Consider the following 19,900-nt stretch of genomic DNA (forward strand, 5'->3'; position numbering starts at 1 on the left):
GCATGGCAGAACGCACACCTTAGTCGTTCTCCTCGTGTGGTTCCGTCCCGTGCTTCGCGCGGAAGGTCTCCAGCTCCGGCTACGCTGAGTGCATGGCAGAACGCACACCTTGGTCGCTCTCGGGGGCCCTCAAGGGCATGTTCCAGCGGCCCACGATCGATGAGACGACCTGGGAGAACCTCGAGGACGCGCTCATCGGAGCCGACTTCGGACCCGATGTGACGGAGTCGATCGTCACGGGTCTCCACGCGAAGGTCGACCGCTACCGGACCACCGACCCACGCGACCTCCAGCGGATGCTCCGCGAGGAGGTCGAGGAGCGACTGTCGAAGTTCGACACGACGCTGAAGCTCAGCGACCGCCCCGCGATCGTCCTCGTCGTCGGCGTCAACGGCGTCGGGAAGACGACGACGATCGGCAAGTTCGCGAAGTTCCTCCGCAACTACGACCGCACGGTCGTCGTCGGTGCGGCCGACACCTTCCGCGCTGCGGCCGTCGAGCAGCTCGCCACGTGGGCGGAGCGCGCCGGCGCGCAGATCGTCCGCCCGCAGCAGCAGGGTCAGGATCCCGCATCGGTCGCGTTCCAGACCGTCGAGTACGCCAAGCAGACCGGCACCGAGATCGTCATCATCGACACCGCCGGTCGTCTGCAGACCAAGGGCGGTCTGATGGACGAGCTCTCGAAGATCCGTCGGGTCGTCGAGAAGCAGGCGCCGATCGCCGAGGTGCTCCTCGTCCTTGATGCGACCACCGGTCAGAACGGGCTGTCGCAGGCGCATGCCTTCATCGAGCACGCTGGTGTGACGGGTCTCGTCCTCACGAAGCTCGACGGCTCCGCGAAGGGCGGCTTCGTCCTCGCCGTGCAGGAGAAGACCGGCATCCCGATCAAACTCGTGGGACAGGGGGAGTCGATCGGCGACCTCACCGGTTTCACGCCGCACGTCTTCGCCCAGAACCTCGTGGGCAACTGAGCACTGCAGCAGCGACCGACCTTCCCGAGCACGTGATGAACCCGTTGGGCAACTGATGAATCTGGTGGACAACTGATGGCGATCGAACACGACTACTTCGGCATCATCGCGAGTGAACCCGGTGGCGGGGTGTACTGGTCGGAGAACATCGAGGTGGGCGAGCAGTCCGTCTCGATCGACCTGAGCGCGCCTGATGAGGCCGACATCACTCCGGAAGCCCTCGATCTGGCCGCCGCGATGATCCTCGCGCTGGAAGGATTCGACCTCCGGTCGCGCGAGGCGATGCTGAGCGAGGTCGACGACCGTACCTCCGAGGTGACGGAGTACATCATCCAGGCCGCGGAGGAACTGGGCGACTCGCTCGAGGACCTCCTCGTCGACCACTCCGGTGACCGCGACGTCGATGTGATCCGCTCGCTCACGCTCTTGAGCGTGGGCTTCTCGCCCCATCAGCATGGTGGCGGCGACCCGTTCGCCGTCTTCGAGTTCTCCCTCGACGCCGATCAGCTCGACGGCGTCCTGCTCGTCGCCTACAACTCCGAAGGCGAAGTCACCGGGGTCACGAGCGAGGACTGACCCGCGGTTCGGGCACCCCGACGGCTCACACCGCCTGCGCGAAGCCGAGGCTCGTGTCTGCGAGGTGCTCGAGTCCGTCCGGGAGCGGACGCCCCTTCGCGGCCATCGACTGTGCCCAGAGGCGTCCGGCCCGGTACGACGATCGCACGAGCGGGCCAGCGAGAACGCCGAGGAATCCGATCTCCTCCGCCTCCTCCTTGATCTCCATGAACTCCTGCGGCTTGACCCAGCGGTCCACGGGCAGGTGGCGCGGCGTGGGCCGGAGGTACTGGGTGACGGTGATGATGTCGGTGCCCGCGTCGTGCAGGTCCTGCAGCGCCTGGCTGATCTCCTCGCGATCCTCGCCCATGCCGAGGATGAGGTTCGACTTCGTGATGAGCCCCGCGTTCCGCGCCTGCGTGAGCACGTCGAGGGAGCGCTCGTACCGGAACGCCGGGCGGATGCGCTTGAAGATCCTCGGCACGGTCTCGACGTTGTGCGCGAAGACCTCCGGTCGCGAGGAGAAGACCTCCTGCAGGAGGTCCGGCTTGCCGGAGAAGTCGGTGGCGAGGATCTCGACGCCGGTCCCCGGATTGTCGGCGTGGATCCGACGGACCGTCTCGGCGTGCAGCCACGCGCCCTCATCCGGCAGGTCGTCCCGCGCGACGCCCGTGACGGTCGCGTAGCGCAGCGCCATCCGGCTCACGGATGCAGCGACCCGGCGTGGCTCGTCGGTGTCGTAGTCTGCGGGCTTCCCCGTGTCGATCTGGCAGAAGTCGCATCGTCTCGTGCACTGCGAGCCGCCGATGAGGAAGGTGGCCTCGCGGTCCTCCCAGCACTCGTAGATGTTGGGGCAGCCGGCCTCCTGGCACACCGTGTGGAGGCCCTCGCCCTTCACGAGCTCCTGCAGCTTGCGGTACTCCGGGCCCATCTTGGCCGTGGTCTTGATCCAGTCCGGCTTCCGCTCGATGGGCGTCTGCGCGTTCCGTACCTCCAGTCGCAGGAGCTTGCGTCCGCCGACCGACTCTTGATGCGCGGGAGCCGGCGATCCGCATGCGCTCATGCGGCCACGCCCTCGTGGAGGAGTGCGAACTCGCGCACGACGGTCTCGACGACATCGCTCGGTGAGATATCGATCCCCGTCTCCCGGGTGATCGTCGTGACGCCGGCGTCGCTGATGCCGCACGGGACGATGTGGGAGAACGGTTCGAGGGAATTGTTGCAGTTGAGTGCGAAGCCGTGCATCGTGACGCCGGACTTCACGCGTACGCCGATCGCACCGATCTTCGCTGCGATGGGACCCGCGCCGACCCAGACGCCGGAACGGCCCTCGATCCGATATCCGGTGACGCCGGAGGCGGCGACGACGCGGATCATGAGTTCTTCGAGCACCCGAACGTGCGCCACGACGTCGACCGGTTCCGGCAGCCGGACGATGGGGTAGCCCGTGAGCTGGCCCGGGCCGTGCCACGTGATGCGGCCGCCACGGTCGACGTCGACCACGGGCGTCCTGCCACCCGGCCGTTCGTGCGCTCTGGTGAGCTTGCCCGCGGTGTAGACGGGTTCGTGCTCGCAGAGGACCAGGGTGTCGGGTCTGCGTCCGTCGACCACCTCCGCGTGGATGTCCCGCTGGAGCGCCCAGCCGTCGAGGTAGGGGAGGTATGCGGGGGAGAGGCCCGCGATCTGCACCGTCGTCATGCCGCAACGGTAGCATTGTTGGACGCCGTCCAATAATCATTCGCGGTCAGCGGAAGCGCATCGACGACGGCTCATCCCGCGCTGCCCTAAACTGGAGGGATCATGGCAACGTTCGGTACCCTCTCTGACCGCCTCGCGGATACGTTCAAGAACCTTCGCACGAAGGGCAAGTTGTCGGCGGCTGACGTCGACGGCACCGTTCGCGAGATTCGTCGTGCACTGCTGGACGCGGACGTCTCGCTCGACGTCGTCAAGGCGTTCACAGCCCGCGTGCGCGACCGCGCGCTCGGCGACGAGGTGAACCGCGCGCTCAACCCGGCCCAGCAGGTCGTGCAGATCGTCAACGAGGAACTCGTCACGATCCTCGGCGGCCAGCAGCGCCGTCTGGAGTTCGCGAAGAAGCCGCCGACCGTCATCATGCTCGCCGGCCTGCAGGGCGCCGGAAAGACGACGCTCGCCGGCAAGCTCGCGAAGTGGCTCAAGAAGGACGGCCACACGCCGTTGCTCGTCGCCTCGGACCTCCAGCGCCCGAACGCGGTCACGCAGCTCCAGGTCGTCGGTGAGCAGGCCGGTGTTCCGGTCTACGCCCCCGAGCCGGGCAACGGCGTCGGCGACCCCGTCAAGGTGGCTCGCGACGGTGTGAAGTTCGCCGAGCAGAAGCTGTACGACACGGTCATCGTCGACACCGCCGGTCGGCTCGGCGTCGACGCCGAGCTCATGAAGCAGGCGTCGAACATCCGTAAGGCCGTCAACCCGGACGAGGTGCTCTTCGTCATCGATGCCATGATCGGTCAGGACGCGGTCACCACGGCGAAGGCCTTCCTCGAGGGCGTCGACTTCACGGGAGTCGTGCTGTCGAAGCTCGACGGCGACGCCCGCGGTGGCGCAGCGCTCTCGATCGCCTCCGTCACCGGCCGCCCCATCATCTTCGCCTCGACAGGCGAGGGCCTCGACGACTTCGAGCCCTTCCACCCCGACCGCATGGCGAGCCGCATCCTCGACCTCGGTGACATCCTCACGCTCATCGAGCAGGCGCAGGAGAACTTCGACGAAGAAGAGGCGCGCAAGGTCGCCGAGAAGTTCGCGACCGACACCTTCACGCTCGACGACTTCCTCAAGCAGATGCAGCAGCTGCGCGGCATGGGCTCCATCAAGAAGATGATGGGCATGCTCCCCGGCATGGGGCAGATGAAGCAGCAGCTCGAGAACTTCGACGAGCGCGAGATCATCCGCACCGAGGCGATCATCCAGTCGATGACCACGCTCGAGCGCACGAACCCGAAGATCCTGAACGGTTCGCGTCGCCTCCGCATCGCCAAGGGCTCCGGCATGACGGTCACCGAGGTCAACGGCCTCGTGAACCGCTTCGAGCAGGCCGCGAAGATGATGAAGACCGTTGCCAAGGGCGGCGTTCCGAACATCCCCGGCATGGGCCCGGTCCCTGGATCGCACAGCGGCAAGAAGGTCCAGCAGCAGAAGAAGAAGGGCTCGCGGTCCGGCAACCCCGCCAAGCGCGCCGCCGAGAACTCCGGTCTGGGCGCCGCTGCCGCGGTCGAGGCCCCGAGCGGTGCAGGCTTCGGTCTGGGCAGCAAGGCCGGCAAGGCCGCACCGACCGAGGCGGAGCTCGCCGAACTGCAGAAGTTCCTCGGACGCTAGTCGAGGAGTTCGGTGAGGGCCTCCGCCCTCACCGCTCCGTGCGTGCTCCGCGGACCGCGGCTCAGCTCGTCGGCTTCTGCGCGCCCACTCCGTAGCGGAGCTCGTGCGCCAGTGAGCTGACGACTGCCTGGAGGCTGCCGCCGTTCGCCTCGGCGACGGCGAGCTGTCGCTGATAACTGGCGCCGTGCGTCAGGACCGTGTCGACGCTCGCGAGTTCATCGGAGCAGCCGAGGCGCTTCGCGATCGGTGCCAGCGTCTCCAGGAGGTCGCGGATGTCGTCGGTCACGAGCCGTTCGTGGCCGGACGAGTCGAGGATGATCTCCGCCTCGAGGCCGTAGCGCGCAGACCGCCACTTGTTCTCGCGGACGTACCACGGCGGGAGTGTCTGAAGGCTCTCACCGGCGTCGAGGCGATCCGAGAGGTGCTCGGCGAGGCAGTGGATGAGCGATGCGAGCGCACCGAACTCCTCGGCCGTCGAAGCCCCATCGCACGCACGCATCTCGACCGTGCCCCAGTGCGGCGAGGGGCGGATGTCCCAGCGGACCTCCGTGTGGTCCTCGATGATGCCCGTGACGGTCATGTCGTCGACGTAGTCCTCGAACTGCTCCCACGTCGACAGCTGGTAGGGGAGGCCGGCGGTGGGGAGCTGCTGGAACATGAGGGCCCGGTTCGAGGCGTAGCCGGTGTTCACGCCGCCCCAGAACGGGCTCGACGCGGAGAGCGCCTGCAGGTGCGGGAAGAAGGTCAGGAGACCGTTGAGGAGCGGGAGGACCTTGTCCACGCTCTCGACGCCCACGTGCGCGTGGACGCCCCAGATCATCATGTTCCGTCCCCACCACTGGGTGCGGTCGATGAGCTTGTGATAGCGCTCCTTGTCGGTGACCTGCTGGTCGTACCACTGGCCGAACGGGTGGGATCCGCTGCAGATGAGCTCGACGCCCATGGGATCCGTGATCTTCCGGACCTCGTCCATCTGCCCCTGCAGGTCTGCGATCGCATCGGGAACGGTGTGGTGCACGCCGCTCACGAGCTCGACCGTGTTGAGGAGCAGTTCGCCTGTGATGCTCGCGTGGTCGGAGCCGTCCTCCTGGCGGAGCCCGGTGAGCACCTCTTCGGCGACCGAGACCAGATCTCCCGTGTCGCGATCGACGAGCGCGACCTCCCACTCGAGACCGACGGTCGATCGTTCTGATCGTGCGAATTCGATCGTCATGCTGTGCTCCTCGTGGTCCGGCGTGCCCGAAACGTACGCTCATCCTCACACGTTGGACAGGTGTTCGCGGAGACGCGTGACCGCCGATTACCGCGAGGGGCCGAAGTCTGGCAGAATAGGACGTTGAGTCTGCGACCGTTCGACCCTCTATCCGACGCTCGCGGCACCACCAAAGTTTTCGCGTCGATGTGTGGCCCCACCGTTCGGCAGCGAGCACGCCCAAACAACATACATTTTCAGGAGAATTGTGGCTGTCAAAATCCGTCTCAAGCGCCTCGGCAAGATCCGCGCACCGTACTACCGCATCGTCGTCGCTGACTCGCGCACGAAGCGCGACGGTCGCGTCATCGAAGAGATCGGCAAGTACCACCCCACGGAAGAGCCCTCGTTCATCGAGGTCGACTCCGAGCGTGCACAGTACTGGCTCGGCGTCGGCGCTCAGCCGACCGAGCAGGTCGCTGCGCTCCTCAAGCTCACGGGCGACTGGGGCAAGTTCAAGGGTGACAAGGACGCGGTCAGCACCGTTCGCGTCAAGGAAGCCAAGGTCGCTTTCGTCGCCGACGAGAAGAAGAAGCCGGTTCTGAAGCCCAAGGCTGAGGCGCCCGCCAAGGCTGCTCCGGTCGAAGAGGCCGCTGCACCCGCTGAAGAAGCAACCGAAGCAGAGCAGGCGTAACCTTGCTCGCTCCTGCGCTCGAACACCTCGTCAAGGGGATCGTTGATCACCCCGATGACGTGCGCGTCACGGCACAGAACTCTGCACGCGGCGAGGTCCTCGAGGTTCGTGTGAACCCCGAGGACCTCGGTCGCGTCATTGGTCGTGCCGGTCGCACTGCAAAGGCCCTCCGGACCCTCGTGTCCGCGCTGGCCGACGGTCGACGAGTCCGGGTCGACGTCGTCGACACCGACGCGTCCGGCGCCACCGCTTAAGGTGAGCACCGAACCAGAGCCGAAGACCCAGTTGCGGGTCGGCAGATTGACCAAGGCCCACGGCCTCAAAGGTGCGCTCAAGATCGAGCTGTACACCGATGAGCCCGAGCGCCGTTTCACCCCTGGCTCCGTCTTCACCCTCCAGGTGCCGACCGGCTCGAAATGGCGGAACAAGACCATCGAGCTCATCGAGCTCCGCTGGTACAACAGCCAGGCCGTCGGCTTCTTCGTCGGCATCGACGACCGCTCGGAGGCCGAGACGCTCGTCAAGGCGATCCTCTGGGTCGAGCAGGATCCCACGGACCTGCCCGACGAGGACGACGCCTGGTACGACCATCAACTGGTCGGTCTCGCCGTGCACCGTGATGGTGTTCTCGTCGGAACCGTCGCCCGCGTCGAGCACATGCCGGCGCAGGACCTGCTCATCGTCAAGACCGACGACGGCGAAGTCATGGTTCCGTTCGTCAAGGCGATCGTCCCGTCCGTCGACATCGCCGCCGGCATCGTCACGGTCACGCCTCCCACCGGCCTCTTCGAGGAGATCCCGGACACAGGCGAGCCGGAGCCGGAGACCTCGCAGCCGTCGAAGCGCGGCCCTGCCAAGCACGCGGCAGAGGACGAATCCACCGAGGACGAGTCCAGCGCCGACGAGTCCGTTGCGGACGAATCCTCGGACGAGTCTGACGAAGCGCCTGCTGAAGCCGCTCCCGCGACCGCCGAGACCACGACCGAGGACTGACGTCATGCGCATCGACATCGTGACGATCTTCCCCGCGTTCTTCGATGTGCTCGACATCTCGCTGCTCGGCAAGGCGCGGCAGACCGGGCTCATCGAACTCGGTGTGCACGATCTGCGCGACCACACCCACGACCGGCACCGCACCGTCGACGACACTCCGTACGGCGGCGGTGCCGGCATGGTGATGAAGCCGGAGCCGTGGGGCGAGGCGATGGACGCGATCCTCGGAGACGACTCCGAGGAGGATCCCATCGTGATCTTCCCCTCTCCCGCAGGCGACGTCTTCACGCAGAAGATGGCCAGGGAGCTCGCGGAGGAGTCGCACCTCGTCTTCGGCTGCGGCCGGTACGAGGGCATCGACCACCGGGTGTTCGAACACACGGCGTCTCGCGCCCGTGTGCGTCTCGTGAGCCTCGGCGACTACGTCCTGAACGGTGGTGAGGTCGCCGTCATGGCGATGATCGAGGCGATCGGTCGTCTCGTCCCGGGTGTCGTCGGCAACCCGGAGAGCCTCGTCCAGGAGTCCCACGAGGACGGTCTGCTCGAATACCCGAGCTACACGAAGCCGTCCCAGTGGCGCGGACTCGAGGTCCCGCCGGTCCTGCTGAGCGGCAACCACGGCGCCATCGCAGCGTGGAGGCGTGAGCAGCAGCTCATCCGCACGCGCGAGGTCCGTCCCGACCTGCTGCCGTAGCGCACCGACCGGTCACTGCAGCGCACCGACCGGTCACTGAGCCTGTCGAAGTGCCCTTCGACACGCTCAGCGACCGGCGTGTGGTGTCGGCGACTGGGGCCAGGCTACCGGCGGATGGCCGCTGCGATGCCCGCGACGACGAGGATCGCACCGACGCCTATGAGAGCGCCGATGATCCAGGTCACGGGATCGATCGCGATCGTCGAGACCGCGTTGGTGACCACCGCTGCCGCGAAGGTGAGGACGAGCACACCCCAGAGGATCGTGCCGAAGCGGGCGGACCGACGCCGCAGCGTTGCTTGCACCGGTGACGCGGCCGATCCCTGCGACGGCGAGGGGGCGGAGACCGTCGGCGCGGCGCCCGGGGCGCTCGTGCCGCCGAGCCCAGCGGCGGCGAGTCGTTCGGTGCCCGTGGCGCCCATCGGGAACCAGTCCGTCGTGGCGTCCGGAGCGGTGTTCGGGGATCCGAGCCGCTCGGTCGGGAGCGCCGTGGTCTCGGTCGCCTCGGTGGGCGTCGTGCTCTCCGGGTTCTCCCGCTGCAGCATCGCGTCGATCCGTTCTGTCTCGCCGGTGTGGTCCTGTCGGTCGCTCATCGTCCTGCCCTGTCGTTCTCGTCGATGATGTGGGTCGTGCCGGCAAGCATCCAGACCTGCACCGTCACGGTGTCGGGGGAAGCGGTGCGGCCGAATCGTGCTTCGTCGCGGTAGAAGACACCGCCGCGATCGTTGGCATCGCTGTCCTCGTCGTCGTTCTCGATCCGCATCGATCCGGCGAGGGTCGAGACCTTCACGATGACAGGCACGTCGTCGGGCAGGATGACGTCGAGCTTGCCCGCACCGACCCAGACGTCGATCGTGCCGTCGTGCTTCGCTCCGGCGGCGTCGAGGCCCCTGAGGTCGAGCTGCGGAGCGCCGGCGATCATCGCGAAGCCTCGATCGACGGAGGAGACGGAGCTGCTCACGGTCCAGTCGCTCGTGCCGAATGGACGGATCTGCGTTCCAGCGGGAACGACGCCGACGATGAGCAGCGCGATGACGCCGATCCAAGTGAAGGAGGCGAGCCAGCCGCTCTGTCGGCCCATGACGCCGACGATGACGGTCGCGAGGGCGACGACGGCCACGGCCGCGCCGATCCCGACGACGAGCGCAGCGCTCGACTGGCCGGAGTTGACCGTGAAGACCGCCGCGAGGGCGCCTGCCACGAGGGCGAGGCCGAGCGAGATCGCGATGAATCCGGCGCCGGGCACCTCGTGTCGCCGTTGCAGCATGCGTTCGCGGTGGCTCTGCGACTGCTCCTCCCGCTGCCGTTGGATCTCCTCACGGAACTCCTGCGACGTCCAGCCGGTGCGCTGCTGCGTGGGTTGCGGCGTGGGTTGCACGAACGGAGCGGGTCCAGCTGTCGCAGTGAAGCCCGGTGTGCTCGGGCTTCCAGCGGGCGCGGTGGTCGGCGTCGCCGCTGCCGCGAAGACGGTCGGCTCGGGCTCGCGCTGCTGCGCAGTCGGCACGTCGCCACCGGACCAGCCTGTGTTCGCCGTGTTCGTCCAGAAGTCGTTCGGGCCGACGGGCTGCTGTGGTGCGGGCCCTGCCGGGGGCTGGTGGGAGCCGTCCGTCGGCGTCCGGCGTGAGAACCTCACGATGAGCCAGACGACGACGGCGATGAGGGCGAGCACCCAGCCCGTCGTGAGCGTGCTCTCGAGCCAGTCGGGCATGTGCCACCAGCTCGGGGCGCCCTGCCACCAGAGTCCACGCATGAAGGGGACGAAGGTGAAGAGGACGAGGGCACCGATCGCGATGATGGCCGGGTCGAAGATGCCGCGAATCGCGCGTTCGAGGTAGATGCGTCCAGAGGTGTCCGGGACCAGCGCCCACGCGACCCCGTAGAGGAAGAGCGCGGGGCCGCCGAGGACGGCGACGACGATGAACACGCCGCGCACGATGAGCGGGTCGATGCCGAGGCGGGTCGCGATGCCTCCGGCGACGCCGCCGAGCCAGCGCGAATCGCTGCGATGGAGGCCGGTCGACCGGAACCAGTTGAAGAAGGAGGTCATGCCGTCGTGGGGCGGCGTCGCTCCGGCCGGAGGGCGGTGATCGCCAGCAGGTGAATTCGTCATGGTTCGAGTGTGCTCGCCTGAGTGCTGCGGGACCATCAGGTACAACCCTGAGCGGACCCTGATCTCCGACCCCTGAGTGTGTGAGGAACGACGGATGCTGCTTGGATGGCTCCATGGGAACCGCGGTGATGACGAGACCGCGCCACCGCCTCGTCGGCGGGGTGTGCGCTGGCTTCGCCGAGCACACGGGCCTGCCAGTGGCGGCCGTGCGCACGGCGACAGTCATCCTCGCGGCGTGCGGGGGAGCAGGCGTCCTCCTCTACGCGTGGCTCTGGGCGCTGACTCCGACCGCTGGCGCCTCCGATGCCCCGCTGCCCCTGCAGGCCTACCTCTCTCGGACGGGTGGCGGAGGCTCCGCCGGCGGAACCGGTCCCGATGCTGCGGCCGACGCCGTCGCGGGCGACGCGCGTCGTGCCCCCGTGACCGAGATACTGCTCGGCATCGCGCTGCTCGCCGCCGGCATCGCCCTCGTCGCCTCGCGGCTCGGCGTCGGTGTGCCGCTCGACGCGGTCATCCCGGTGGTCGTGGTCCTCGCGGGCACCGGACTCGCCTGGGGTCAGTTCGCGGATCTGCGCCGCGGAGGGCCGACACGGTCCTCCGCTCCACTCGTCAGGATCCTCGGCGCGCTCGTGCTCGTGGTCCTCGGCATCCTCCTCTTCTTCATCATGGGCGACCGGCCGAACGGCTGGACCGTCGTCATCGCCGCCCTCGCCGTCCTGCTCGGTGTGGCCGTCGTCGTGGCGCCATGGGCGCTCCGGCTGATGGGCGACCTCGCCGATGAGCGCTCCGCACGCCTCCGCGAAGCCGACCGCGCCGAGATCGCCGCGCACCTCCACGACTCCGTGCTCCAGACGCTCGCGCTTATCCAGCAGCAGGCGGGCCCCGCGAGCGAGGCGTCGCGGTTGGCGCGCGCTCAAGAACGCGAACTGCGAGCGTGGCTCTTCTCCGGATCGACGGCCTCGACGAACGATGCCGCAACCGAGCTCCGTGCGATCGCCGCCGCCATCGAATCCGACCATCCCGTCCGCATCGAGGTCGTGACGGTCGGCGGTTCGACGGCGGTCCCGGAGCCGCTGCTCGCCGCCGCGCGCGAAGCGATGCTCAACGCCGCACGACATGCGGGCGGCGACATCTCCGTCTTCCTCGAGACCTCGCCGTCCGAGCTCCACCTCTCCGTGACCGACCGCGGCCCTGGCTTCGCGCTCGACGAGGTGCCGGACGACCGGCTCGGCGTGCGGGAGTCCATCATCGGGCGCATGCGCAGGATCGGCGGGACCGCTGAACTCCGTCGCGGCCCGGGCGGGCGGGGGACCGAGGTCAGGCTCGCGCTTCCGCAGTTGGCCTCGGCCGTTCTGACCACGTCTGCATCAGCACCAGCTCAAGCGCCCGCACCAGCACCGGCTCAAGCGCCCGCCAGCGAACCCCGCCCACCAGAAGAGGACCCGAGATGAGCGACGACCGCTCCGACGACCGGCCGGACCAGACGCTTCCAGAGCTGACGGTCGTCATCGTCGACGACCACTCGATCTTCCGATCGGGTCTCCGCAGCGAACTCAGCTCGGACATCACGGTGCTCGGTGAGGCCGCATCGGTCGAGGAGGCCGTCGAGATCGTCATCGCCCGGCAACCGCAGGTCGTCCTGCTCGACGTGCACCTGCCGGGCGGCGCCGGCGGCGGGGGAGCCGATGTCATCGCTCGCGCCGCGCCGTCGGCTCCCGGCACCCGTTTCCTCGCGCTGAGCGTCTCCGATGCGGCCGACGACGTCGTGCGCGTCATCCGGGCCGGCGCTCGCGGCTACATCACGAAGAGCGCGTCGGGACTCGAGGTGTCCGATGCCGCGAGACGGGTCCGCGACGGCGACGCGGTCTTCTCTCCGCGCCTCGCCGGATTCGTGCTCGACGCCTTCGGTGCGGTGAGCGGCGAGACCGCGGAGTCCGTCGACGAGCTCGACCGCCTGTCAGCCCGCGAACAGGAGGTCATGCGCCTCATCGCCCGCGGCTACGCCTACAAGGAGGTCGCGGGGGAGCTGTTCATCTCGGTGAAGACCGTCGAGACCCACGTGTCGAGCGTGCTCCGCAAACTGCAGCTGTCCTCCCGCCACGAGCTCGCGGCCTGGGCTCTGCAACGCAAGCTGCTCTGAGCCAGCTCGACGTTCGAACGCCCGCGCCTGCTTCAGCCGCGCGCCGTGAGGATGATCGGACCGTCGTCCGTGATCGCGACCGTGTGCTCGGAGTGTGCCCCGCGTGAGCCGTCGGCGCTCCGGAGCGTCCAGCCGTCGGCGTCGGTCACGATGCGGTCCGTCGTCGCCAGGAACCACGGTTCGATCGCGATGACGAGTCCCGCGCGAAGCGGATAGCCGCGGCCCGGCCGGCCGTCGTTCGGGACGTGCGGATCGCCGTGCATCGTCCGGCCGACGCCGTGGCCGCCGAAGTCCGTGTTGATCGAGTACCCGGCGGCGTGGCCGACCTCCGCGATCGCGGCCGAGATGTCGCCGATCTTGTTGCCGACGACGGCTGCGGCGATGCCCGCGTCGAGCGCCTGGCGGGTTGTCTGGATGAGTTTCGTGTCGGCGGGCTTCGCCGTCCCGACGACGACGCTCACTGCCGAGTCCGAGACCCAACCGTCCACCGACGCGGCGAAGTCGAGGCTCAGGAGGTCGCCGTCGCGCAGCGCGTAGTCGCGGGGGAGTCCGTGCAGGACGGCGTCGTTCACGGAGGTGCACAGCACCTTGCCGAAGGGGCTCGCGCCGAAGGACGGGTGGTAGTCGATGTAACAGGACTCGGCGCCGCGCTCGCGAATCATGTCGTGCGCGATGCGGTCGAGGGCCAGGAGATTCACGCCTACAGCCGCCTCCTTCGCGAGTCGGGTCAGCACCTCGGCCACGAACCGCCCAGCCGGCCTCATCTGCTCGATCTCGGACGGTGTGCGCAATTCGATCACGGGAATCCTCTCTCCAACCTCCATTCTGCCCGAGGAGCGCGCGGCGTGATCCCGCTGCGTCGCCCGATGTCGCCGTTCCGTCTGCAGCGAACGCCCAGACGACGCGCAGGACACCGACGGTATTCTTGGGTCATGTTGCTGCGGCGGGCCTTCTACTACTGGCGATTCATCGCGGTCATCGTGCTGCCGATCTGGCCCTTCGTCGGCTGGGGCGTCTTCGGTGAGAGTGGATGGAGCCTCCTCGGCCTCTTCATCGCCATGCCGATCCTCGCGATCGCCCTGCTCGCCACGGCGCTCCTCATCTCCGCCCGTTCGAGCGTGCGGATGACCAAGGCCGTGACCTGGACCGATGTCGGACTCCTCGCGCTCTGGCACGTCACGATCATCGGATTCGGCTTCTTCGGTCCGGCCACCGCGCTGTGGGCAGTCCTCGGCGTCGCAGCCGGTCTCGCCACCTTCTGGGGATCGATCGCGCAGCTCATCGGCGAGACCACACGCCGGGCAAGAGACACCATGGCCGAGTTCGAACGGCAGGCCGCGGGGCCGTCGATGGCGCCGCCCACACAGCGCTTCGCCCCAGCCGAGGACGCCGAGATCATCGTGATCCAGGAGTCGAAGCCGAGCGATCAGCGCTGACGTGGCCGCCGGGACCACGGGTCGTGCGTGATGATCGCGGCTCGCTTCCCGGCAGGCTTTGCCGAGAACGCCCGATTCATGGCATAATTGCTCTTTGTGCCTGCGCAGTTCTGCCACAGGGGAACGCCGGTAACGGGCACATCTTCCTTTTGACTTCATTCAGCGGTCGACCTGTGGCGGTCGCAGAGAGAGAACCATCATGCACATTCTCGACTCAGTCGATGCAGCATCACTCAAGACGGACCTCCCGGACTTCCGCGCCGGCGACAACGTCAAGGTGCACGTGAACATCATCGAGGGCAACAAGACTCGTATCCAGGTGTTCCAGGGCGTCGTCATCAGCCGCTCCGGCGAAGGTGTCCGCGAGACGTTCATCGTCCGCAAGGTCAGCTACCAGGTCGGCGTCGAGCGTACCTTCCCGGTTCACTCGCCCACCATCGACCACATCGAACTCGTCACCCGCGGTGACGTGCGTCGCGCGAAGCTCTACTACCTGCGCGAACTGCGTGGCAAGAAGGCCAAGATCAAGGAGAAGCGCGACAACTAGTCGGCTTCCCCGCGGCACAACACACGTTTGTGCCACACCTGCTTGACAGGTACTGAGCTCCCCACCGGATAAGCTGGTGGGGAGCTCAGGCGGTTAAATGACGGACAATTCTCTCGTGACGGACGACACTCCGAAGGCGGTTCGGCGACCCCGCGGAAAACGCGGGGTGCTGCTGTTCCTGCGCGACCTCCTCGTGATCCTGGTCGTCGCTCTCCTCGTCTCCTTCCTCATCAAGACGTTCCTCGTGCGCTCGTTCTACATCCCCTCGGGGTCGATGGAGAACACGCTGCAGGTGAAGGACCGCATCCTCGTGAACGAGCTGGTGCCAGGCGTCGTCCCCATCGACCGCGGCGATGTCGTGGTCTTCCGCGATCCGGGCGGATGGCTCCCTCCCGCGGCTCCCGTCCAGCAGGCGCCTGCAGCCGCTGCGGTCGAGTGGGTTCTCTCACTCTTCGGACTCGCGGCGCCGGACAGCGACGACCACCTCATCAAGCGCGTCATCGGCCTCCCCGGAGACCACGTCGTGTGCTGCAACGCCCTCGGCCAGATGTCCGTCAATGGCGTGCCGCTCAATGAGCCGTACGTGAAGCTGCCGCCCGGCACCGAGAAGGTGTCCGGTGATCCGTTCGACATCACCGTCCCGGACAACTCGCTCTGGGTCATGGGTGACAACCGGTACAACTCGAAAGACTCCCGCTACAACGGTTCCACGCCCGGCAAGGGCTTCGTACCCGTGTCCAACGTGGTCGGTCGTGCGTTCGTCATCACCTGGCCCGCGAGCAACTGGTCCTGGCTCGACAACTATCCGACGACCTTCTCGAGCATTCCCGCACCAGGGGCCGAGTAGTGCCGCGTCAGGATCCGACGCTCGACGTCGAGCTGGAACTGTTCGCGAACGGTGCTGTCGGCGTCATCGGGATGGATGAGGTCGGTCGCGGTGCGATCGCCGGTCCGGTCGCTGTCGGCGCCGCCTTCGTCGGTCCTGCCTGCGGCGCGTTCCCGGAGGGCCTTCGCGATTCGAAGCTCATGAGCGAGAAGGCGCGCACCGCCATGGAGCCGCTCGCGCGTTCCTGGGCGCTCTTCTCCGCGGTGGGGATGGCGAGCGCCGCCGAAGTCGACAAGTTCGGCATCACGGCGTGCCTCGGCATGGCCGGTCGTCGTGCGCTGCTGGACCTGCACGCCGTCGGAGCGGACGTGTCGAGCGCGATCGTCCTGCTCGACGGCAACAGTGATTGGTTGAGCGCATCGCTCCAGAAACCGCTGTCCATCACGACGCGGATCAAGGCCGATCGCGACTGCGCGTCGGTCGCCGCGGCATCGGTCATCGCGAAGGTGCACCGGGACACGCTCATGATCGAACTGCACGAGACCCTCCCCGGATACGGGTGGCTGGGCAACAAGGGGTACGGGTCCGCTGCGCACTTGGAAGCCCTGCGCGAACACGGCCTGACCCCGCACCACCGGACCAGTTGGCTCCCCGCCTACGCGTAGGATAGATGCACCATGGACGATGACGAGTTCGAAGATTACGACCGCGAGGTCGAGCTGGCCCTCTACCGCGAATACCGCGATGTCGTGGGTCAGTTCCAGTACGTGATCGAGACCGAACGGCGCTTCTACCTCGCCAACGAGGTCGATCTCGTTCGTCGCGACACGGCCAACGACTTCTACTTCGAGCTGTCGATGACGGACGTGTGGGTGTGGGACGTCTACCGCTCGGACCGCTTCGTGAAGAGTGTTCGGGTGCTCACGTTCAAGGACGTCAACATCGAGCGACTGTCCTCGCGCGACTTCGAGCTGCCCAAGGAACTGACGCTCGACGAGTAGTCGTCCGGCGCTCCTCCACAGGGCGGCAAGCGCCCGGCGGTTCTCCACAGGATGAGCCCGTTCGGTTCCGGAGACGCCCCGCACGCCACGATCGATCGTGGAGGTGCTCATGGCGCAGAAGGACGAACTCGGACGGCAGGGCGAACAGCTCGCGGCCGAGTATTTGGAGTTGCACGGATACACGGTCGTCGACCGCAACTGGCGGTGTCGTCAGGGTGAGCTCGACATCGTGGCGGAGCGGGACGGCGTTCTGGTCTTCGTCGAGGTCAAGACGCGATCCGGCATCGGCTTCGGGCTGCCGGCTGAAGCCGTGTCCCACGAGAAGCTGGCGAGGCTCAGACGGTTGGCCGGCGCGTGGTGCGATGCGCATCAGCCGCGCATGCGATCGATGCGGCTCGACGTCATCGGCATCGTCCTCCAGCACGGCCAGGACATCCGACTCGATCACCTGACCGGGGTGTCGTGATGGCCGTCGCACGAACGTGGGCCGTGGCGCTCAACGGGCTCGGCGGATCGATCGTGGAGGTCGAGGCCTCGTCGGCGAACTCGATCCCGGGCATGGCCATCGTCGGGCTGCCGGACAAGTCGCTCACGGAGGCCAGCCATCGCATCAAGAGCGCCACGACGAATTCCGGATGCTCCTTGCCGGGCAGCCAGTTGACGATCAACCTCTCGCCCGCTTCACTCCCCAAGCAGGGATCCGCATTCGATCTGGGCATCGCGATCGCGTGCCTCGCCGTCGGCGGTCTCGTCAAGCGGGCTTCGGTGGGTCGTGTCGTGCATCTGGGCGAGCTCGGTCTCGACGGCCGTCTCCGGCCGCTCGTCGGGATTCTGCCCGCCGTGCTCGCCGCGGCTCGCGCCGGCCATGAGGTCGTGATGGTGCCGATGGCCAACGCGGACGAGGCACGGTTGGTCCCCGGCATCGTCACGGTCGGGGTGACCTCCCTCCGCGACGCAGCGATCTGGCACGGCGCCGACCTGGTGCCGGTCGACCTCGAACCGGTCAGACAGCGGGTGGACGAGCTCGAACAGCCGCCGGACGTGGATCTCTCGGAGGTCGTCGGTCAGCCCGAAGCGGTCGACGCGATCGTCATCGCTGCCGCTGGTGGACACCACCTGATGATGGTCGGGCCGCCTGGCGCGGGGAAGACCATGCTCGCGTCGAGGCTGCCCGGTGTGCTCCCGGAACTCACACCAGAAGCCGCGATCGAGGTGAGTTGCATCCGTTCGCTCATCGGGGTCCCGCCGAGCGGAGGGCTCATCACGAGGCCGCCGTGGGAGAGCCCGCACCACACCGCGTCGGCCGCTGCGATGCTCGGCGGCGGGTCGAGGCAGATCCGCCCCGGTGCCGCAGCCCGAGCCGCGCACGGCGTCTTGTTCTTGGACGAGGCACCTGAATTCCGTTCCGACGTGCTCGACGCGCTTCGTCAGCCCCTCGAATCCGGTGTCATCACCGTGCAGCGAGTGCACGGCTCAGCGAGTTACCCGGGACGCTTCCAGTTGATCCTCGCGGCGAACCCGTGTCCGTGCGGCCAGTACGGGACGAGCGACGGCGAGTGCACGTGTCCGCCCTTCGCGAGGCGCAGGTACCTCGGACGGATCTCCGGGCCGCTGCTCGATCGCATCGACATCCGGCTCCGGGTCCAGCGCATCACCACGACCTTCGCGGATGACGTCTCGGGCCGTCCGAACCTCACGACCGAGGAAGCACGCGCACGAGTCGAGTTCGCGCGCGCGGCGAGTGCCGAGCGGCTCGACGGCAGCGGATGGCGTACGAACTCCGAGGTGAGCGGCTCCTGGCTTCGCAGTGCCCGCATGGCGCTCCCGCGGACGGTGACGGGATCCCTCGACCGCTCGCTCGAGCGGGGCGGCATCACGATGCGCGGCTACGACCGCGTGCTCCGCCTCGCTTGGACGCTCGCCGACCTCGACGGTGCGCTCTCGCCGCGCACGGAGCACATCGGCCGCGCCCTGTTCCTGCGGAAGGGGATCTGATGGCGACCGTGCTGGGCATCGACGAAGCGCACGTCCGCGAGCTGATCTCTCGGGTGGCGGACGCCGGCTCTGCGTCTGACGGGCCGTCTGCATCGCCCGAGCGGATCACTGACGCGTTCGCCAGAGCTGCGTGGACGACGATCGCCGAACCGGGGGACGGCGTGGCCGGGACGCTCGTCCAAGCGCTCGGGGCCGTGCGCGCGCTCACTGCGGTGATCGATCGCTCGTCGGCGGCAGACGTCGCAGCACTGCTCCGGTCCAGCGGGTGGGCGGACGACGCCGAACAGCCGGATCCGGTTGGGGCGGCTCGCGAACCCAGGGCACAGTCGAAGACGCTCGCCGCCGCCCTCGAACGATGGCGTCCACGACTCGTGTCCGCGGACGTGGTCCACGCGCTGCGTGCCGCAGGGCTGCTCGGTGTGCGGTTGCTCCTGCCGGGTGAGCCCGGTTGGCACGCAGGGCTCGACGATCTCGGGCCACATGCGCCGCACGCATTGTGGTTCCGTGGCCCAGCGCTCGGCCGGGGGAACAGCGTCGGGCGCTCGGTGGCCCTCGTCGGCGCGAGGGCCGCGACGGCGTACGGCGAGCACGTCGCGATGGAGGCTTCCGCAGGCCTCGTCGATCGCGGCTTCACGATCGTGTCGGGCGCCGCATACGGGATCGACGGAATGGCGCACCGCGCGGCCCTCGCGAGCGGAGGGACCACGATCGCGTTCCTCGCCGGCGGCGTGGACCGGCCGTACCCGAGCGGCCACGAGTCGCTCATCGCACGGATGGCGGAGACCGGCGCGGTCGTCAGCGAGCTTCCATGCGGGGCGACGCCGACCAAATGGCGGTTCCTGCAGCGCAACCGCCTCATTGCAGCGGCCTCGGATGCGACGGTCGTCCTGGAAGCCGGATGGCGCTCCGGGTCGATCAACACGGCCGGCCACGCGGCAACGCTCGGTCGGCCGCTTGGCGCCGTTCCCGGTCCCGTCACGAGTGCGGCGTCCGCCGGCTGCCATCGGCTCATTCGGGACTATGCGGCGACCTGCGTCACGAGTGCGCAGGAGATGGCCGAACTCGCGGGGTGGTCGACCACCGGAGACGAGGCCGAGGCGATGGCGATGCGCTCGCCGGAGGAGACGCGGTTACGCGATGCGTTGGCCGCCCGAAGCCCTCGACCCGTCCCGGAACTCGCGAAACGCAGCGGCCTCTCGACCCGCGATGTGGAGGCGATGCTCGGTGTTCTGCAGCTCGACGGTGCGGTCAGGGAGCACGAGACCGGCTGGACGATCACCGCACGGTGACGGCGTCCGAGGCGGCGTCGGCACGGGCGTCCGCGGACACGCCGGAGGACGCTTCGCGCGTAGTGCGGATGCTCAGGAAAGACGGCGTAGGCTTCCTGGACAC

Annotated in this window: 23 protein-coding genes; 17 read left to right on the plus strand and 6 right to left on the minus strand. The window is 68.0% G+C overall.

From position 1 onward, the window contains the following. Window positions 1–92 precede the first annotated feature (92 nt). Both ftsY and ACQ3HB_RS05310 read left to right on the plus strand, forming a co-directional pair. Window positions 93–971, plus strand: a complete 879-nt coding sequence (gene ftsY / locus ACQ3HB_RS05305) for a signal recognition particle-docking protein FtsY (RefSeq protein WP_430918430.1) — start codon at window positions 93–95, stop codon at window positions 969–971. Between the two features lie 75 nt (window positions 972–1,046). Then, window positions 1,047–1,547: a DUF2004 domain-containing protein gene (locus ACQ3HB_RS05310; RefSeq protein ID WP_430918431.1), complete on the plus strand. Its 501-nt coding sequence runs from the start codon at window positions 1,047–1,049 to the stop codon at window positions 1,545–1,547. 25 nt (window positions 1,548–1,572) lie between these two features. On the opposite strand, the gene lipA is transcribed toward ACQ3HB_RS05310, so the two are convergent. Together lipA and lipB are read right to left on the minus strand one after the other, a co-directional pair. Then, window positions 1,573–2,589: a lipoyl synthase gene (gene lipA / locus ACQ3HB_RS05315; protein WP_430918433.1), complete on the minus strand. Its 1,017-nt coding sequence runs from the start codon at window positions 2,587–2,589 to the stop codon at window positions 1,573–1,575. Beyond that, the gene (gene lipB, locus ACQ3HB_RS05320) at window positions 2,586–3,224 is read right to left on the minus strand and encodes a lipoyl(octanoyl) transferase LipB (protein WP_430918435.1); all 639 of its coding nucleotides are present in this window, start codon (window positions 3,222–3,224) and stop codon (window positions 2,586–2,588) included. The genes lipA and lipB overlap by 4 nt, the downstream gene beginning before the upstream one ends. A gap of 102 nt (window positions 3,225–3,326) precedes the next feature. Between lipB and ffh the strand changes: the two genes are divergently transcribed. Then, window positions 3,327–4,880, plus strand: coding sequence for a signal recognition particle protein (gene ffh / locus ACQ3HB_RS05325; protein ID WP_430918436.1), 1,554 nt, complete (start codon window positions 3,327–3,329; stop codon window positions 4,878–4,880). 61 nt (window positions 4,881–4,941) lie between these two features. Here the strand turns inward: ffh and ACQ3HB_RS05330 are convergent, their stop codons facing one another. After that, entirely contained in the window at window positions 4,942–6,093 is a 1,152-nt protein-coding gene (locus ACQ3HB_RS05330; RefSeq protein ID WP_430918438.1) for a glutamate--cysteine ligase, read from the minus strand. 247 nt (window positions 6,094–6,340) lie between these two features. On the opposite strand from ACQ3HB_RS05330, the gene rpsP reads away from it, so the two are divergent. From rpsP to trmD, 4 genes are read left to right on the plus strand one after another with little or no spacing between them, the layout of a single operon-like run. Further along, window positions 6,341–6,766, plus strand: a complete 426-nt coding sequence (gene rpsP, locus ACQ3HB_RS05335; protein WP_430918440.1) for a 30S ribosomal protein S16 — start codon at window positions 6,341–6,343, stop codon at window positions 6,764–6,766. Between the two features lie 2 nt (window positions 6,767–6,768). Further along, on the plus strand, window positions 6,769–7,020 hold the full coding sequence (locus tag ACQ3HB_RS05340; RefSeq protein WP_422781493.1) for an RNA-binding protein: 252 nt from the start codon (window positions 6,769–6,771) through the stop codon (window positions 7,018–7,020). Window position 7,021: 1 nt separating this feature from the next. Beyond that, window positions 7,022–7,759 (plus strand): ribosome maturation factor RimM, encoded by a 738-nt coding sequence (gene rimM / locus ACQ3HB_RS05345; RefSeq protein WP_430918441.1) that lies wholly within the window; start codon window positions 7,022–7,024, stop codon window positions 7,757–7,759. A 4-nt stretch (window positions 7,760–7,763) separates the two neighbouring features. Next, window positions 7,764–8,453 carry a tRNA (guanosine(37)-N1)-methyltransferase TrmD gene (gene trmD, locus ACQ3HB_RS05350; RefSeq protein WP_430918443.1) on the plus strand — a complete coding sequence of 230 codons (690 nt, stop codon included), beginning with the start codon at window positions 7,764–7,766 and terminating at the stop codon, window positions 8,451–8,453. Window positions 8,454–8,557: 104 nt separating this feature from the next. On the opposite strand, the gene ACQ3HB_RS05355 is transcribed toward trmD, so the two are convergent. Together ACQ3HB_RS05355 and ACQ3HB_RS05360 are read right to left on the minus strand one after the other, a co-directional pair. Further along, on the minus strand, window positions 8,558–9,046 hold the full coding sequence (locus ACQ3HB_RS05355) for a hypothetical protein (protein WP_430918444.1): 489 nt from the start codon (window positions 9,044–9,046) through the stop codon (window positions 8,558–8,560). Next, a complete protein-coding gene (locus ACQ3HB_RS05360; protein WP_430918446.1) occupies window positions 9,043–10,563 on the minus strand; it encodes a PspC domain-containing protein in 1,521 nt (506 codons plus the stop codon). The genes ACQ3HB_RS05355 and ACQ3HB_RS05360 overlap by 4 nt, the downstream gene beginning before the upstream one ends. Window positions 10,564–10,676: 113 nt before the next feature. Here ACQ3HB_RS05360 and ACQ3HB_RS05365 point away from each other — a divergent pair, with 113 nt between their 5' ends. Continuing rightward, window positions 10,677–12,014 (plus strand): ATP-binding protein, encoded by a 1,338-nt coding sequence (locus ACQ3HB_RS05365; protein WP_430918448.1) that lies wholly within the window; start codon window positions 10,677–10,679, stop codon window positions 12,012–12,014. Beyond that, window positions 12,011–12,703 carry a LuxR C-terminal-related transcriptional regulator gene (locus tag ACQ3HB_RS05370; RefSeq protein ID WP_430918450.1) on the plus strand — a complete coding sequence of 231 codons (693 nt, stop codon included), beginning with the start codon at window positions 12,011–12,013 and terminating at the stop codon, window positions 12,701–12,703. Before ACQ3HB_RS05365 ends, ACQ3HB_RS05370 begins: the two co-directional genes overlap by 4 nt. 32 nt (window positions 12,704–12,735) lie before the next feature. Here ACQ3HB_RS05370 and map read toward each other — a convergent pair whose 3' ends face one another. Then, on the minus strand, window positions 12,736–13,503 hold the full coding sequence (gene map / locus ACQ3HB_RS05375) for a type I methionyl aminopeptidase (RefSeq protein ID WP_430918451.1): 768 nt from the start codon (window positions 13,501–13,503) through the stop codon (window positions 12,736–12,738). A gap of 132 nt (window positions 13,504–13,635) precedes the next feature. Between map and ACQ3HB_RS05380 the strand changes: the two genes are divergently transcribed. The 8 genes from ACQ3HB_RS05380 to dprA all read left to right on the plus strand — a co-directional run bounded on the left by ACQ3HB_RS05380 (window position 13,636) and on the right by dprA (window position 19,797). Further along, the gene (locus ACQ3HB_RS05380) at window positions 13,636–14,139 is read left to right on the plus strand and encodes a hypothetical protein (RefSeq protein WP_430918452.1); all 504 of its coding nucleotides are present in this window, start codon (window positions 13,636–13,638) and stop codon (window positions 14,137–14,139) included. A 199-nt stretch (window positions 14,140–14,338) separates the two neighbouring features. Beyond that, window positions 14,339–14,686: a 50S ribosomal protein L19 gene (gene rplS / locus ACQ3HB_RS05385; protein ID WP_430918453.1), complete on the plus strand. Its 348-nt coding sequence runs from the start codon at window positions 14,339–14,341 to the stop codon at window positions 14,684–14,686. 97 nt (window positions 14,687–14,783) lie between these two features. Next, complete coding sequence (lepB, locus tag ACQ3HB_RS05390) at window positions 14,784–15,533, plus strand: signal peptidase I (protein ID WP_430918454.1); 750 nt, start codon at window positions 14,784–14,786, stop codon at window positions 15,531–15,533. Continuing rightward, window positions 15,533–16,177, plus strand: coding sequence for a ribonuclease HII (locus ACQ3HB_RS05395; RefSeq protein ID WP_430918456.1), 645 nt, complete (start codon window positions 15,533–15,535; stop codon window positions 16,175–16,177). Before lepB ends, ACQ3HB_RS05395 begins: the two co-directional genes overlap by 1 nt. Before the next feature lie 12 nt (window positions 16,178–16,189). Continuing rightward, window positions 16,190–16,513, plus strand: a complete 324-nt coding sequence (locus ACQ3HB_RS05400; protein WP_422781505.1) for a DUF2469 domain-containing protein — start codon at window positions 16,190–16,192, stop codon at window positions 16,511–16,513. A 109-nt stretch (window positions 16,514–16,622) separates the two neighbouring features. Further along, window positions 16,623–16,979 (plus strand): YraN family protein, encoded by a 357-nt coding sequence (locus ACQ3HB_RS05405; protein ID WP_430918458.1) that lies wholly within the window; start codon window positions 16,623–16,625, stop codon window positions 16,977–16,979. Continuing rightward, entirely contained in the window at window positions 16,979–18,508 is a 1,530-nt protein-coding gene (locus ACQ3HB_RS05410) for a YifB family Mg chelatase-like AAA ATPase (protein ID WP_430918460.1), read from the plus strand. The genes ACQ3HB_RS05405 and ACQ3HB_RS05410 overlap by 1 nt, the downstream gene beginning before the upstream one ends. Beyond that, a complete protein-coding gene (gene dprA / locus ACQ3HB_RS05415; RefSeq protein ID WP_430918461.1) occupies window positions 18,508–19,797 on the plus strand; it encodes a DNA-processing protein DprA in 1,290 nt (429 codons plus the stop codon). The genes ACQ3HB_RS05410 and dprA overlap by 1 nt, the downstream gene beginning before the upstream one ends. Window positions 19,798–19,900: the final 103 nt, after the last annotated feature.

It is taken from the genome of Plantibacter lichenum, from assembly GCF_050587525.1.
Taxonomy (GTDB): Bacteria; Actinomycetota; Actinomycetes; order Actinomycetales; family Microbacteriaceae; genus Plantibacter.

Coding starts and splice junctions, on each gene's coding strand:
- ACQ3HB_RS05400 (WP_422781505.1), top strand. CDS start 16,190: ATGGACGATGACGAGTTCGAAGATTACGACCGCGAGGTCGAGCTGGCC.
- ftsY (WP_430918430.1), top strand. CDS start 93: ATGGCAGAACGCACACCTTGGTCGCTCTCGGGGGCCCTCAAGGGCATG.
- ACQ3HB_RS05365 (WP_430918448.1), top strand. CDS start 10,677: ATGGGAACCGCGGTGATGACGAGACCGCGCCACCGCCTCGTCGGCGGG.
- rplS (WP_430918453.1), top strand. CDS start 14,339: ATGCACATTCTCGACTCAGTCGATGCAGCATCACTCAAGACGGACCTC.
- ACQ3HB_RS05370 (WP_430918450.1), top strand. CDS start 12,011: ATGAGCGACGACCGCTCCGACGACCGGCCGGACCAGACGCTTCCAGAG.
- lipA (WP_430918433.1), bottom strand. CDS start 2,589: ATGAGCGCATGCGGATCGCCGGCTCCCGCGCATCAAGAGTCGGTCGGC.
- ACQ3HB_RS05355 (WP_430918444.1), bottom strand. CDS start 9,046: ATGAGCGACCGACAGGACCACACCGGCGAGACAGAACGGATCGACGCG.
- trmD (WP_430918443.1), top strand. CDS start 7,764: ATGCGCATCGACATCGTGACGATCTTCCCCGCGTTCTTCGATGTGCTC.
- lipB (WP_430918435.1), bottom strand. CDS start 3,224: ATGACGACGGTGCAGATCGCGGGCCTCTCCCCCGCATACCTCCCCTAC.
- ACQ3HB_RS05360 (WP_430918446.1), bottom strand. CDS start 10,563: ATGACGAATTCACCTGCTGGCGATCACCGCCCTCCGGCCGGAGCGACG.
- ACQ3HB_RS05405 (WP_430918458.1), top strand. CDS start 16,623: ATGGCGCAGAAGGACGAACTCGGACGGCAGGGCGAACAGCTCGCGGCC.
- ACQ3HB_RS05410 (WP_430918460.1), top strand. CDS start 16,979: ATGGCCGTCGCACGAACGTGGGCCGTGGCGCTCAACGGGCTCGGCGGA.
- ACQ3HB_RS05380 (WP_430918452.1), top strand. CDS start 13,636: ATGTTGCTGCGGCGGGCCTTCTACTACTGGCGATTCATCGCGGTCATC.
- ACQ3HB_RS05310 (WP_430918431.1), top strand. CDS start 1,047: ATGGCGATCGAACACGACTACTTCGGCATCATCGCGAGTGAACCCGGT.
- ffh (WP_430918436.1), top strand. CDS start 3,327: ATGGCAACGTTCGGTACCCTCTCTGACCGCCTCGCGGATACGTTCAAG.
- lepB (WP_430918454.1), top strand. CDS start 14,784: ATGACGGACAATTCTCTCGTGACGGACGACACTCCGAAGGCGGTTCGG.
- ACQ3HB_RS05330 (WP_430918438.1), bottom strand. CDS start 6,093: ATGACGATCGAATTCGCACGATCAGAACGATCGACCGTCGGTCTCGAG.
- dprA (WP_430918461.1), top strand. CDS start 18,508: ATGGCGACCGTGCTGGGCATCGACGAAGCGCACGTCCGCGAGCTGATC.